The following is a 12,195-nucleotide window of genomic DNA, read 5'->3' as shown; positions in this document are numbered from 1 at the left end:
CTAACGAATTACCGATTTCTGTCCCACTCTCTCTATTTTGATGATTCAGTTTCATCCTTTAAGAGCTCTTTCTTCACGCGCACCGTACTCTCATACTCAGCCCCAGCTAGACGGTCAAAGGGAAAGCGACGATTGAGTAAGACGATGGCAAGAGTGAGAATCAGGTACAATAAAAGCATAAAGAAGAGCAATAAAATCATGGACAGGGTTAAGAGGGAATTGTCCGTCAAGTCGCTATTCAAGAGCGAAATCAAATAGAACAACCCTTGAGGAATCAGATAGAAATAACCTACTACTAGGATTCCCCGCCAGATGGTGCGAAGCCATTTTTGCTTGTCAAAATGCAAGCGGAATTTCAGCAAAGCCATTCCCAAGGTTTTGCCCCGCCACAAGGGAATCAAACCAAAATAAACAGCCAAAACCGCTACATAAGGAATCGTCTCCAAACGCTCGATTACCTCGTAAAGCAAGGATAGCATCACAAAGTCGATCAAGAAGGCAAGACCCATCCGAAAACCAGATACTCTGGTCCCTACTCGGAAAGAATGTTCGTCAATTTCGTCTCGTGTTGGCAATAACCAAACCAGGAACCAACCGAGCAAATAGCCCACTCCACCACCGGTAGTATTTTGAATAATATCATCGACATCTGCTAGGCGGTAAGGACCCGGATACAGAAAATAGAGACCTGATAACTGGGTCAGCTCCAAAAAGAGACTAAAGAGGGCTGTCAGAAGAATCGTTTTCTTAAAACCACACTTAAAATAATAGCGCAGATACATCCCAAAAGGAATCAACATCAGGACATTAAAGGCAGGCACATAAAAAGTTGGATGCTTAAGGGCTTGAATCCAAGTACCAGTCTGCGCTAAATCAAAGGGGCTCTCCTTGAAAAAATCCACCACAAAAGCAAAGGGATGGAGATTGACCATTTCCGAGTAGCTAGTATGAATCTTACTTGGATCTGGCAGAGGCAAGATCACCAAGAGATAGACCGTCATCAAGTAAAGCATAAAAGAATAGAAAATCAGCACCCGCAATTTATTGACCGAACCATATTTTCGATAATTCAAAATCATGTAGGGCAAGGTCAGCAAAAATGCCAGGAAAGGAAAGAGCTGAACAGCCGTTTTAATAGTAGAGATATACCCCATTGTGTCTCCTTTTTTTCGTTATAAAATCACCCTTTGCACAATGACAAAAGGTGATTTCTTCATTGATATAGAATATTATACGGCCTGGTAGAGGAAGAGTCAAGGAAGTACGATGAAAACCTTACTGAGGAGCCGTCTTAATGGTTAGCTTCTCCCCTTCAAGACTTTACTTCCGATAAAGACCAATAGATAACTCACAATCCCTGAAAGATGCAATAGTGTTGAGATCCATCCGGTGATTGCTGGTAAGAGCATGAGGCCAGATAGAAAAATTAAGAATAGATAAAACAGTTTTACGGTGCGTGAAAATTCTTTCCACACGTTTGGCAGGAGCATAATCCCTCCGGTTACAAAGGCGTATCCTACAGCAGAGATCCCTGTTGCCTGAATGTCTTGCCCCTGGGTTAAGAGGTGAAAAACGATGGAAGAAAGGACTGTCGCCGTCACAAAAACAATCAAGACTTGTCTGGAGCCTCTTTTTCTTTCTAGCAGTCCTCCGAAAGGAAGGATCATGAGTCCATTTAACAACAAATGGACCCATAAAAACCAGATAGGTGCGCCTTTACTACCGTGCATCAGGGTCCCACTGACATATTGCCAACCATAGACCGGCTTCGAATGAAAGGCCAATAGGTCATACATAGCATCCCCATTAAAGGAAGTCAATAGACCAAGCAACAAACAGATTAGAGCTAAAGTGCTGATAATAGGATAGGTTGTGAGGATTCTTTTCATATTTATCTTCTCTTTTTCAAAAAACAGCGTTACGATGTTTCCATTCACGATTATTATACCATTTATTTCATTGGAGACAGAAAAAGTTTTTTGCTTCTTTCATTTCAAATCTTTGCTGTAAAAACGAAATATCGTGACTTATTAGTCGCTCACGATTTGCCTTCAGATCAAAAATCGATCCTGCTTTCAGAATACCGTAGCGAAAATTTGACTTTCCATTTCAGAAGGCATATACTTATATTAATCTGAGCTAAATAGTTTTAATTTTTTAAATGAACTGTCTTAAATTCAGATTAAAAAACTATTTACTTAACGGAGGTGACGCTATGTCATTAGAAGAAAAATTGAACCAAGTGAAGGGTTCTGTTAAAGAAGGCTTCGGTAAATTAACCGGTGATACAAAAACAGAAGCTGAAGGCACTGCTGAAAAAGTTGCTTCAAAAGCAAAAGAAGTTGCTGAAGATGCAAAAGAAGCTGTTGAAGGAGCTATCAAGGGCGTTAAAAATATCTTTCATAAAGACGACAAATAGTCTTTAACATCCTAGACCCACTCTATTTTCTACAGTCATGTTTGACCGTGGAAGATAGGGTGGGTTTTTGTTTTCCATTTATCTTAGGTATAGAAAAAACACCCCGAAGGGTGCTCATGTAATGATTAGCATTCTTTTAAAAGAACGTTTACTAAAGCTACTTTACAAACTTTTTAGAATTCTATGTTATAACTCTATCTTGGAATGAAATTTATTTTGATTGATTCATCCCTTTCAGCATCGTCACCTACATTTGCGACACGATTCATAGAAATCCCTGTTATTTAAAGTAACGTTTTGTTTTTCTTAATTGTGCAATATTGATATAGAGATGGATGACAGCCGTTATAAGGACGCCAACTAATTGCACTTCACCAAGAATGATAGATAGGGCAAACAAGATGATATAGACAGATGGTAAGATTAGCTGATTGAGTTTGAACAAGATTAAATAAGCTTCTGCCATTTCCGCTTGTTTCTCTCCCTCGTCATAGGTTTCTAGATAGTCTAATACCTCTTTTGGTGTGGCTAAAATAGAGAGCTGGTAATTACGAATTTTGCTCGTTGTTTTAACGCAGAAACTTCCAACAAGAATGGTCAATACCGCTAAGAGAAAAACTGATAACGGAAGATCATGACTAGGTAACACGGTAACCAAACTGAAAAGCATACTAACTTGCAAAACATTATAAGCAACTGTCCCATAATCTAGAGAGCGATACATCTTGATATAAGCTAGCTCATTTAATTCATCATCTTCTTCTGCTAGGTAGCTATCATAAGCTTTCCTACTATTCATAATAAAATAAAGAGCTACCATGGTCGATAGTATTCCCAGACAGAAAAAGATGGTCGTCAAAATAAACTGTACTTGCTCTTGAGAAATGTTTAAATGAAGATTCGTAAAGGTAGCACCAAACATTCCGATTAAACCACCCAACAATAAACTTCCTAACAATAGTAATAAATGTTTCTTTTTCATTTTCTATCTTCTTTCTAAAATAAACCTAGCAGTCCTTGAACCAGAGCATGCCCAAATCCAAAAGTAGCCGTTAAAACTTGATCACCAAAACTATTCAGGAGAATGGCAACTAGATAGAAAAATAGAATCTTGTACCCTGATTTTTTGATGACTACTTCAAGAGATTCATTTCCCATCCAGCCAGCTAAAAAAGCATAACTTATCACTGTGAGAAGACTAATTTCTATCGAAGATAGAAAAAGCAAAACGGCTAATGCACGAATCATCAGAGGGTCTACATTGAAATAACGGGCGATACCGGCACAAACCCCTGCAATTTCTTTATGTTCGGTATCTACTTGAAAATCTGCCAAAAACTCTTTCATAATCTTACTCCTTTTATACTCTTTCTTTTACTTTCTTTTCTATCCGCTCAAATACTAAACTAAAAATCAAGCTACTCCAGAAAAAATAATTACTGTCTAAAATCTGAAACCATCCCAGCAAGGTCCCGATCATCATCGAAACATTTGCTATAAAGGCAATGATACAAAGATAATAAATTACTCTATATTTGTTCATGATTCTTCCTCCTCTAAGCGAAATACCGACTCTACTGGCTCATGAAATATCTGAGAGATTTTCAAGGCGATAATAATAGAGGGGGTATACTCATCACGCTCTAGCAAACTAATGGTCTGCCTAGATATACCTGCTAGCTTGGCAAGCTCAGTTTGGTTTAAACCATCACGAGCGCGAAGCTCTTTTAAACGATTTTTTAGCTTCATATTTACCGATTGTCTATCAAATTCAGCCACTTCGCTTAGATATCCCCAAAATGGTAGAATCTGATTTTTCCTCCTTTGTTATTATATAAGATATTATTACCGATATCCTCATAGTTTCTCCGTTCAAAGTCTTATTTCTTTAACTTGATTACATTGTAACATATCTTTTTATTTTTGACAATGATATTAGTCAAAAATATCATTATTTTTGTCATTTTGTAAATGATTTAGGTCAAGACTCTTATCCTGAATAAGAATTGATTTGATATTTTTCTAAATAGAGGTGAAATGGATACTTAAAATCAAAAAAATAACGGGGTCAACTTTGTATTTTTGAAACAAAAAAAGACATCCAAGAGAATACTCTTGAATGTCTGTAAACGTTGATAGTATCGTGTTGATTAACGTTTTGAGGTAATTGACTTCGTCGAATGACAGCCGTAATTGTAAGCGGCTAAAGCCACAACAACTACGTCAACTACCACAATTTAGTATGAAAATACAAAAAGAACACCTCGAAAGGTGCTCTTTGTAAGTATTGTAATTCTTTCGAATTAACGTTTACTAAATTGTGAAGCTTTACGAGCTTTCTTAAGACCTGGTTTGGAAAGTGTTATTTTCATTTGATTTAAAAATAGCTTCATAACAGTATTTAAGGGCATCCTTACGCAATTAAAATTTCAAAAAATTGATATTAGCTTGATAATTTAGGGAAGTTCCAGTATAGTTTTGAAGCGCTTCATTATAACTATATACAGGTCTTCATTTTTTAAAGAATTCTTTCCCAAAAACGTCCCTAAGCCATGAACTAGTATAATCATACCTATCACCAAACCTTATAATAGTCAAATCTTGAACCTCAGTGGCTGCAACCGATATTTTTATTTCTTTTGGAAAATGTAACTGGCGCAGATTTAGTTTTGTTTTAAGATAAATATCCCCAAACATTTCATCACTGCCTATCACTTTTCCATATTTACTTGCAATTTTGAGACATTTAGAAAACACTTCTTTTTTTGTGCCGGTAACAGACAATAAATTTCTATTTATAAAAATGTACGGTATTAACTTCATTCTTACACTTTCTTATGTGATTTTTTAAGACTGTTATAAATATCTAACAAGGGGACGGACGAAGAGGCGATAGGAGTTTTTCAAAGGTATTTATAATCCTAATCGTTCCGAATCCCAGTTTCCATATTCGTCATACCCAAATCCATCAGGATCCATTGCATCAATTCTACATTGCTCTAGAAACCTAGAACAGTCATGACAATAATAAGACTCATAGCTTTCATCGCTACCTTCCCAATCAATTTCATGCTTGGAAAACAACTCACCACACTCACTACATTCGTATAATTTTGACATAATATAAACTCCTATTTTTAATAAACAAGTATATGAAGCTTCTACATTATCAGACTCAGCCTGATCCATAGCAAATACTGTTACTTCGACTATTTTTATTAACGAAATTAAAGGATCATCTTACTTTTCTCTTAAACAGTTTACAACAGAAAATGCATTGACTATCCCAATTTTATGTTTTTTATTAAGCAATTTTACACATTCAGAGAAACTCAAGTTGTTCTCTTTTATAAATTCAATTTCTTCCCCGCCATTCTTAATCATATAATCTGTAAATTTTGATGCAATAATATATCTTCTAACAACTAAATAGATCATTCCAATAATCAACACAATATTAAGCATTACTTGTAAATTCATTATGACTTTCCTCCTATAATGGAACGGCAGGGTATACACTACCTCAAAAAACTTCTGGTCATGCTTCTGACACAGAAACTAGAACAAACATATGACTCACTTTATTTTTAATAAGCTAATCATAACTTTATTCCTCACTTTCTTAAGAATACCGATATTATAGTCCGTTATTTTTCTTTTGTCAATTATTTTTTATTTAAATTATATTTTTGACAAAAACAATGCTTTTTTATAGTCCAAATTTCTGTTATAATGTAAATACAGAATTGTAGGTGTCGTGAAATGAAAAAAGAAAAATATCCCTCAAATGAGAGAACAAGACAAATACTGCAAGACAATTTAAAGTCTATCAGAGAAATCTTAAATTGGACAAGTGCTGATTTAGGTGATCTTATTGGAGTCACTAAACAGACCATTAGTAATTTAGAAACAAAGAATAGCAAACTAACCAAACTACATTACATTGCATTACGAACAGTTGTTGATTTTGAAATTGAAAAACTAAAGTCAACCGACTCTGATAGAGCTAAGCGTGCTGAAATGTTATTAGAAGTATTGTCTAAAGCTGAAGCAGAAAATCTAGATTTTGATGAAATCTCTCAGGCTTCTAAATTAATTGTATCCTCTAAGTCTGCTGCTATTGCAGGTACTATAATTGGTGCACTGATCCCTTTTGTTGTCAATGGATTTAATAAAAAAAATAAATAAACGAAAAATTGGATTCTAAATATCATCAAAAAATAAAAAGCTACTCTTTTAACTGTGACAAGTTTCAAAGAGAAGCTTTTTATTGTGTTTTCTGAAATAGAACGGAAGTGTTGAAGTGTGTATTCTTAAAAACAAGAAAAATCTAATTAAATCATTCAAGCACTATAAAGTTAATGCACTATTTATCAAGAATGCTGAGATGATCTATTTCTTTTCTAATTAATCATTTCTATAAAATTCAACTTTATTTATAAAGCCATCGTCTGTACTATTTCTGTCATATTCCAACCAACTAGGGAAAATCTTCAATTATTTGTATACACTATTTTCTTACAGTCTAATCGTTTAAACTTGAATACAGTCTTATATAAATCCCTAGTATCCTCAGATTTGTTGCTGATTTTTAAAAAAGAATTTACAATTATTGGCTGTAAATTATTGAGATTTGTAATAACATCAAGTATAAATAAGTTTCCTAACTTTCGTTCGTTTAATAGAAAAACAAGAGTACTTTAAGTGTTCTTGTTTTTAAATGTCATTTTAGAAGTTCATCTTTTTATTTTAAATAGAAGAGATATCATATTTCTTCAAAAAATTATCAATTATTATAATTATTTTTAAAAAACCAGTCGTAGGATCTTGAAGCGATTATTCTAGTCTCTGTATAGTCTAACCCACCACCGACTATTGCTCCTACACCTGGTATCAGTTTCCCAAAATTCAAAATTCCCTTACTTCCAAACTTAGTTACTAATCTAAATCCTACTTTTTGATTTATTTTGATGAGAACCTTGCCAGGAATTTTTTCTATCATTTTTAAAGCCATTTTTTCACAAAGCTTTATACCAGCCTTTTTTAATATTTGATTAATTGCTACACCAGCTAGACATGCATATACCAATGTCTGAGTCTGATCACTTTTTAAATCATAACCTGCCATATAGGCAGTACACGCTATCATTCTCATCTGTACATATAATACATTAGCTATATTAGCGGGAATCGCAACTGGTAATGTAAGAATCCCCCCAAAACCACTAATAACTCCCGAGGTTGTACACTTTAGTATTTGATTATTTAGCATTTCTTTACAAGCTCGTTCTTTTGTTTTGTACTTACTTAAATAATCATTCGCGAAACTTTCAATAGGTGGACTAACTAGAGGAATACCATCTAGTATTTTTTTATACGAAGCATCTAAAAAATTCATAATATCTTGTTGCGAAACGATGTCAGTTCTTCCCATATGAAAGCTCCTTAGTAGCTTGAATTTAATTTTATAGTCCTTACCATTATACCATTTTAGAGCTATATTTTCCTTAATAACTAAGACAATTTGTAAATTTCTTCCTAGTAGAATAATCGTTTCAAATAATGGTGTTAAATTGTAATTTAGAGAACTTAAAAAGTAAATCATTTATTAAGTTAATAGACTTTTAACAATTATGTTCAAAACTCAAAAAGTAATCTTTTAAACTCTGAAATAGTTTCAATAACTAATTACTTTTAAAAAAACAGTATGTAAAAACACTTCATTTCGATTTATTAAACGAACATTAGATACAATTATTTGACCTTTATTTCTTTGGGGTGAACTTTAGTTTTTTGAACAAAAAAAGACATCCAGGAGAAAATTCTTGAATGTCTGTAAACGCTGATATAATCGTGTTGATTAACGTTTTGAGAATTGTGACGCCTTACGAGTTTTTTTCAAGCCTGGTTTGACACAGTTGGATTTCAGGTACTTTCTGTTTAGCTTTATATCAACCATCATCAAAATCCAACTATTTTCTTATTTTAAAAAATATGAATAAGTTTGATTGAATGAGGGAATTTCTTTAAATTTTTTCTTAGCACCTATAAGTTAATAATACTATTCTTTAAATTATAGTTTATAATTATCTGATGTTTCAATGACCACAAAACAAAGTACAGCGAATCACTTCCTTTAGTCAAACATATAACTGAACAACATTGTTTATCTTCCTGCACTTTCATATTTTTTCAATCCTTTTCTAAAAATTGTACGACTGATAATAATCAAAAAAACTGTAAAAACTATTTGATAGAAAAATAGGTTCAATGTATCTTTCCCTAAAAATATTAATACTGCAGGATTGGCAATTAATAAATTGGGAACAAATAACATAGTGATCAATCTGTTAATACCTGTAAAAATATTATATGGATACTTAGAAATTCCAATATAATTCAAAAATACATCTACTTTTGAAAATTTAGTTGGGAACCAAAATGAACTAATCGTTATTAGAAACCAAATTGAATAATATATAATACAACCACACATTAAAGAAAGGATATAAAATAATATTTTTAATGAATTTAAATGTACATTTAAATTTCCATAACTTATAAAAATGATCGCAAGACCAAAAAAAGTATTCACGAATTGAACTAAATTAAATGATCTAAAAATATAGAACAACTGAGTATCAAACGGCCTCAATAAAATTTGATCCAAGTTACCACTCAAAATATCTGATTCTAAAATTCCCATACTTCTAATTAACAATCCCATCATAACTCCATCTACAATAGTGTAGGAACCTACCAAAAATAAAATTTGATAATAGTCCCAACCATTAAAAGAGTCTATGTTTAAGAAAATCAATCTAAAAAATACAATAGGTAAACCAATCCACAGTATCGACGAAAATAGACCACAAAAGAAGTCAAAATGAAAATTCATATCAGATTTAAAACCAAAATGAAGTAGCCTAAAAATTACTTTTATTCTAAACATTTTATCCTCCCACATTTGAGAAGTGCTCCACTCCTTTTCTCAATATGAATCTTGATATAATATAAAAAATGATGCACCAAATCAATTGAATACAAATAATTCTCAAATAGTCTATTAATTTATATGTATCATTACTAAACATCTGAAGCGGTTCATATACTAAGTATTTAAAAGGTAATACATCTAAAAACAGACGAAAATTATTTGAAAAAAAACTTAAAGGCAATAATATTCCTGATAAAAACTGAATTACTATTTCTTTAACAGTAAGGACAAAAAATATATTTTCTAACCAAAAAGAAAGCATACCTACACAACATGATATTAAAAACCATAGAACCATAGATAGAATAATTGCAATACTTCCTAAAATAAGAATTTCAATGGTTAATAACTTATTCTTGTAATAAACACTGGAGAATAAAATGACAGGAATGATGATAAATAATAAATGAGCAAGCCTATCTCCAAGCATTTTACAAAAATAATACTTATAAAAAGTAACAGGTTTTATTAATATGCTAAAAAAATTTCCTGAATGAACATCGTCATTGATTTCCCAATCAACTGGATAAAAAACAAAATATGAAAAAATTATAGTCCCCAAATAGTATTGAACCATTGAGGTAAAATCATATCCTGCTATATTTATCTGGTTACTCTGATATATATACGTCCATAAAAATACTGATATCATAATTTGTATACTTGCCTGTAACATTAACAATAGTACACTTGATTTATAGTTCAAAATAGATCGAAATGATATCAGAATAATAGACATTTCTTTTTTCAATTGTGCTCCTTTTTTGTAAAATAGTTTTGTAAAATAATTTCTTCTAAAGAAAGATTTGATATTTCAAAATCTTCTATATCTACAAGCTTATTGATTGATTCTAATGTCTCAAAGACAAAATCTCTAGGTATTTTTAGTATACATTCCGATTTTGTTTGAGAAATGACTACTACTCCTTTAACAGAGCATAACTCTGGTACCAAATCTAATGTCATTTTTATCTTTAAATATTTAAAATCAGAAAATTTAGATAAAATAACATCCATTGACTCCTGCAAAATAATTTTTCCTTTGTCAATGACGATTAATTCGTCACAAACAGACGAAATATCATCCATATCATGACTCGTTAAAATAATAGTAGTATGACATTCTTCATTCATTTTCTTTAAAAATGTTCTGATATCTTTTTTAGACTGTATATCTAACCCTATAGTAGGCTCGTCTAAAAATAATATTTCCGGACTTGTTAAAGATGCCGCGATAAACTCCATTTTCATTTTTTGTCCAAGAGAGAGGGTCCGGACCTGCTGGTAAAGCTGATCTTTTACATTCAACAAATTGCTTAATTCCTGAATTCGTTCTTGTAAAATCGCCGGTTCTACCTCATATAAAGTACCAATCAATTGAAAATAATCCATAGCCGAAACATCTTGAAATAACTGTAATTTATTTCCTACTACTATTGAAATTTTTTTTCTAAAATTTATACTTCTTTTAAATGGAATTTCTCCATTCACTTCTAATTTTCCGGAACTAGGATAAAGAGTCCCAGTCAACATTTTAATCGTTGTGGATTTACCAGCTCCATTACTCCCAATAAAGCCAACTATACTCCCTCTCTTAATCGTAAAACTAATATCTTGAACAGCTCGAATCGTTATTTGATTACGTTTCAAAAATCTCTTGATAAATGGGAGTCTTGAATCAAAATTATAAAAATTTTTAGATAAATTCTGAGCATTAATAACTATTTCACTCATATATCTCTCCTTTCGATAAAATATATTTACTTGTACTTTTTCCATACTTTACCAAAATGCTAAAGATTGAGCTAAAATCTTCGGGATGGGTAAAATAATATTTGTCTTTAAAAAGTTTCTCAAAACCTTCAAGGCGATTATTGAAATCATTAAATTTTGTATTGTCTAGCTGGTTGAATGTCTCTTTAATATCCATAAACTTTCTCCGTGATTCTTTATTTCACTTTATAAATAGAAGAGTGTCTGTATATTTATAGATCCTCAAGAACTTGCATTTTATCAAGTATAAGTAGAATAGTATGTAAGGGTTTACATTTTCATATTATATGATTATTTAAGGAATCCGTCAATTTTCCACATTATTATATGACAAAATGTATTTTTTAAAAATGCAAAAATCTATGAGCAAGATGTTTGACTTCCTTTTTTAAACTATATATACTTATATTAACCTTAGAAAAGAAAAAATGTTTGAACAGATATTCAATAATAATTACTTTTTTTAAAATTAAAATTCGAACTTTAAATTTTTATCTTTTTTATATTATTGAGTAACCTAAATTGCCCAATTTGTAAAATTTAGCTAGACAAAAAAAGACATCCAAGAGAAATTTCTTAAATGTCTGTAAACGTTGATATAAGCGTGTTGATTAACGTTTTGATAATTGTGATGCTTTACGAGCTTTCTTAAGACCTGGTTTGGAAAGTATGAATTTCAGTTGGACTAAAAACAGCGTAATATCAAGACTTTTCTCCGCTTTTATAAAAGCGTTTTTCCAATCAAATTCAACTAATTTTATCTAAATGGTGTGGATTTTACCCCCAAAATTACAGAGAATGGAGCTGATAAACACTAAACGTTCACACCATTAGTTAAATGATTTTTTTCATCATTTTTCTTAGATGATAGAACTTCTAATTTATTTCTTATTCAAGCAAAAACAACCTGCTATAAGTAAGAAAGAGGAAGATACAAGAAAAACACGGCGTAAAAACCGATTCAGTTCATTGTCCTCAATCCTTGTCTGCTTCATTTTCTTTTACG

General features: G+C 31.8%; 16 protein-coding genes. 2 read left to right on the top strand and 14 right to left on the bottom strand.

Translation table 11 applies throughout. The features are described 5' to 3' along the window. Positions 1–32: 32 nt before the first annotated feature. Together HMPREF3002_RS02620 and HMPREF3002_RS02615 are read right to left on the bottom strand one after the other, a co-directional pair. Positions 33–1,154: a VanZ family protein gene (locus tag HMPREF3002_RS02620; protein ID WP_070590493.1), complete on the bottom strand. Its 1,122-nt coding sequence runs from the start codon at positions 1,152–1,154 to the stop codon at positions 33–35. Between the two features lie 144 nt (positions 1,155–1,298). After that, positions 1,299–1,889, bottom strand: a complete 591-nt coding sequence (locus tag HMPREF3002_RS02615; RefSeq protein ID WP_070590491.1) for a rhomboid family intramembrane serine protease — start codon at positions 1,887–1,889, stop codon at positions 1,299–1,301. Positions 1,890–2,215: 326 nt separating this feature from the next. On the opposite strand from HMPREF3002_RS02615, the gene HMPREF3002_RS02610 reads away from it, so the two are divergent. Next, positions 2,216–2,419, top strand: coding sequence for a CsbD family protein (locus HMPREF3002_RS02610; protein WP_003014014.1), 204 nt, complete (start codon positions 2,216–2,218; stop codon positions 2,417–2,419). Between the two features lie 280 nt (positions 2,420–2,699). Here HMPREF3002_RS02610 and HMPREF3002_RS02605 read toward each other — a convergent pair whose 3' ends face one another. The 7 genes from HMPREF3002_RS02605 to HMPREF3002_RS02575 form a co-directional block, all read right to left on the bottom strand. Further along, positions 2,700–3,401: a DUF3169 family protein gene (locus HMPREF3002_RS02605; protein WP_070665146.1), complete on the bottom strand. Its 702-nt coding sequence runs from the start codon at positions 3,399–3,401 to the stop codon at positions 2,700–2,702. Between the two features lie 14 nt (positions 3,402–3,415). Then, positions 3,416–3,766, bottom strand: coding sequence for a PspC domain-containing protein (locus tag HMPREF3002_RS02600; protein ID WP_049499704.1), 351 nt, complete (start codon positions 3,764–3,766; stop codon positions 3,416–3,418). 13 nt (positions 3,767–3,779) lie between these two features. Continuing rightward, entirely contained in the window at positions 3,780–3,962 is a 183-nt protein-coding gene (locus tag HMPREF3002_RS02595; RefSeq protein ID WP_049516043.1) for a hypothetical protein, read from the bottom strand. Beyond that, complete coding sequence (locus tag HMPREF3002_RS02590) at positions 3,959–4,168, bottom strand: helix-turn-helix transcriptional regulator (RefSeq protein WP_031576108.1); 210 nt, start codon at positions 4,166–4,168, stop codon at positions 3,959–3,961. The genes HMPREF3002_RS02595 and HMPREF3002_RS02590 overlap by 4 nt, the downstream gene beginning before the upstream one ends. 762 nt (positions 4,169–4,930) lie before the next feature. Beyond that, on the bottom strand, positions 4,931–5,242 hold the full coding sequence (locus HMPREF3002_RS02585) for a hypothetical protein (RefSeq protein WP_070665144.1): 312 nt from the start codon (positions 5,240–5,242) through the stop codon (positions 4,931–4,933). 90 nt (positions 5,243–5,332) lie between these two features. Beyond that, complete coding sequence (locus HMPREF3002_RS02580) at positions 5,333–5,539, bottom strand: hypothetical protein (protein ID WP_070665142.1); 207 nt, start codon at positions 5,537–5,539, stop codon at positions 5,333–5,335. A gap of 120 nt (positions 5,540–5,659) precedes the next feature. Next, positions 5,660–5,899: a hypothetical protein gene (locus HMPREF3002_RS02575; protein WP_070665140.1), complete on the bottom strand. Its 240-nt coding sequence runs from the start codon at positions 5,897–5,899 to the stop codon at positions 5,660–5,662. 282 nt (positions 5,900–6,181) lie between these two features. Here HMPREF3002_RS02575 and HMPREF3002_RS02570 point away from each other — a divergent pair, with 282 nt between their 5' ends. Continuing rightward, complete coding sequence (locus tag HMPREF3002_RS02570) at positions 6,182–6,607, top strand: helix-turn-helix transcriptional regulator (RefSeq protein ID WP_070665138.1); 426 nt, start codon at positions 6,182–6,184, stop codon at positions 6,605–6,607. 598 nt (positions 6,608–7,205) lie between these two features. Here HMPREF3002_RS02570 and HMPREF3002_RS02565 read toward each other — a convergent pair. The 5 genes from HMPREF3002_RS02565 to HMPREF3002_RS02545 all read right to left on the bottom strand — a co-directional run bounded on the left by HMPREF3002_RS02565 (position 7,206) and on the right by HMPREF3002_RS02545 (position 11,346). Further along, positions 7,206–7,853 carry an EcsC family protein gene (locus HMPREF3002_RS02565; protein ID WP_070665178.1) on the bottom strand — a complete coding sequence of 216 codons (648 nt, stop codon included), beginning with the start codon at positions 7,851–7,853 and terminating at the stop codon, positions 7,206–7,208. 732 nt (positions 7,854–8,585) lie between these two features. Continuing rightward, the gene (locus HMPREF3002_RS02560; protein WP_003013947.1) at positions 8,586–9,371 is read right to left on the bottom strand and encodes an ABC transporter permease; all 786 of its coding nucleotides are present in this window, start codon (positions 9,369–9,371) and stop codon (positions 8,586–8,588) included. A gap of 1 nt (position 9,372) precedes the next feature. Further along, positions 9,373–10,167 carry an ABC transporter permease gene (locus tag HMPREF3002_RS02555; RefSeq protein WP_003010132.1) on the bottom strand — a complete coding sequence of 265 codons (795 nt, stop codon included), beginning with the start codon at positions 10,165–10,167 and terminating at the stop codon, positions 9,373–9,375. Then, a complete protein-coding gene (locus HMPREF3002_RS02550; protein ID WP_003010129.1) occupies positions 10,164–11,150 on the bottom strand; it encodes an ABC transporter ATP-binding protein in 987 nt (328 codons plus the stop codon). The genes HMPREF3002_RS02555 and HMPREF3002_RS02550 overlap by 4 nt, the downstream gene beginning before the upstream one ends. After that, a complete protein-coding gene (locus tag HMPREF3002_RS02545; RefSeq protein ID WP_003010127.1) occupies positions 11,143–11,346 on the bottom strand; it encodes a hypothetical protein in 204 nt (67 codons plus the stop codon). Before HMPREF3002_RS02545 ends, HMPREF3002_RS02550 begins: the two co-directional genes overlap by 8 nt. Positions 11,347–12,195 lie beyond the last annotated feature (849 nt).

The organism is Streptococcus sp. HMSC065E03 (assembly GCF_001815045.1).
Classification (GTDB): Bacteria; Bacillota; Bacilli; order Lactobacillales; family Streptococcaceae; genus Streptococcus; species Streptococcus parasanguinis_AD.
This window is presented reverse-complemented; position numbering and strand designations above follow the sequence as displayed.

Bases quoted from the DNA above. Each gene is read 5' to 3' on its own strand.
- HMPREF3002_RS02610 (WP_003014014.1), top strand. From the start codon at position 2,216: ATGTCATTAGAAGAAAAATTGAACCAAGTGAAGGGTTCTGTTAAAGAA.
- HMPREF3002_RS02600 (WP_049499704.1), bottom strand. From the start codon at position 3,766: ATGAAAGAGTTTTTGGCAGATTTTCAAGTAGATACCGAACATAAAGAA.
- HMPREF3002_RS02605 (WP_070665146.1), bottom strand. From the start codon at position 3,401: ATGAAAAAGAAACATTTATTACTATTGTTAGGAAGTTTATTGTTGGGT.
- HMPREF3002_RS02545 (WP_003010127.1), bottom strand. From the start codon at position 11,346: ATGGATATTAAAGAGACATTCAACCAGCTAGACAATACAAAATTTAAT.
- HMPREF3002_RS02575 (WP_070665140.1), bottom strand. From the start codon at position 5,899: ATGAATTTACAAGTAATGCTTAATATTGTGTTGATTATTGGAATGATC.
- HMPREF3002_RS02560 (WP_003013947.1), bottom strand. From the start codon at position 9,371: ATGTTTAGAATAAAAGTAATTTTTAGGCTACTTCATTTTGGTTTTAAA.
- HMPREF3002_RS02550 (WP_003010129.1), bottom strand. From the start codon at position 11,150: ATGAGTGAAATAGTTATTAATGCTCAGAATTTATCTAAAAATTTTTAT.
- HMPREF3002_RS02565 (WP_070665178.1), bottom strand. From the start codon at position 7,853: ATGGGAAGAACTGACATCGTTTCGCAACAAGATATTATGAATTTTTTA.
- HMPREF3002_RS02620 (WP_070590493.1), bottom strand. From the start codon at position 1,154: ATGGGGTATATCTCTACTATTAAAACGGCTGTTCAGCTCTTTCCTTTC.
- HMPREF3002_RS02615 (WP_070590491.1), bottom strand. From the start codon at position 1,889: ATGAAAAGAATCCTCACAACCTATCCTATTATCAGCACTTTAGCTCTA.
- HMPREF3002_RS02595 (WP_049516043.1), bottom strand. From the start codon at position 3,962: ATGAACAAATATAGAGTAATTTATTATCTTTGTATCATTGCCTTTATA.
- HMPREF3002_RS02580 (WP_070665142.1), bottom strand. From the start codon at position 5,539: ATGTCAAAATTATACGAATGTAGTGAGTGTGGTGAGTTGTTTTCCAAG.
- HMPREF3002_RS02570 (WP_070665138.1), top strand. From the start codon at position 6,182: ATGAAAAAAGAAAAATATCCCTCAAATGAGAGAACAAGACAAATACTG.
- HMPREF3002_RS02590 (WP_031576108.1), bottom strand. From the start codon at position 4,168: ATGAAGCTAAAAAATCGTTTAAAAGAGCTTCGCGCTCGTGATGGTTTA.
- HMPREF3002_RS02585 (WP_070665144.1), bottom strand. From the start codon at position 5,242: ATGAAGTTAATACCGTACATTTTTATAAATAGAAATTTATTGTCTGTT.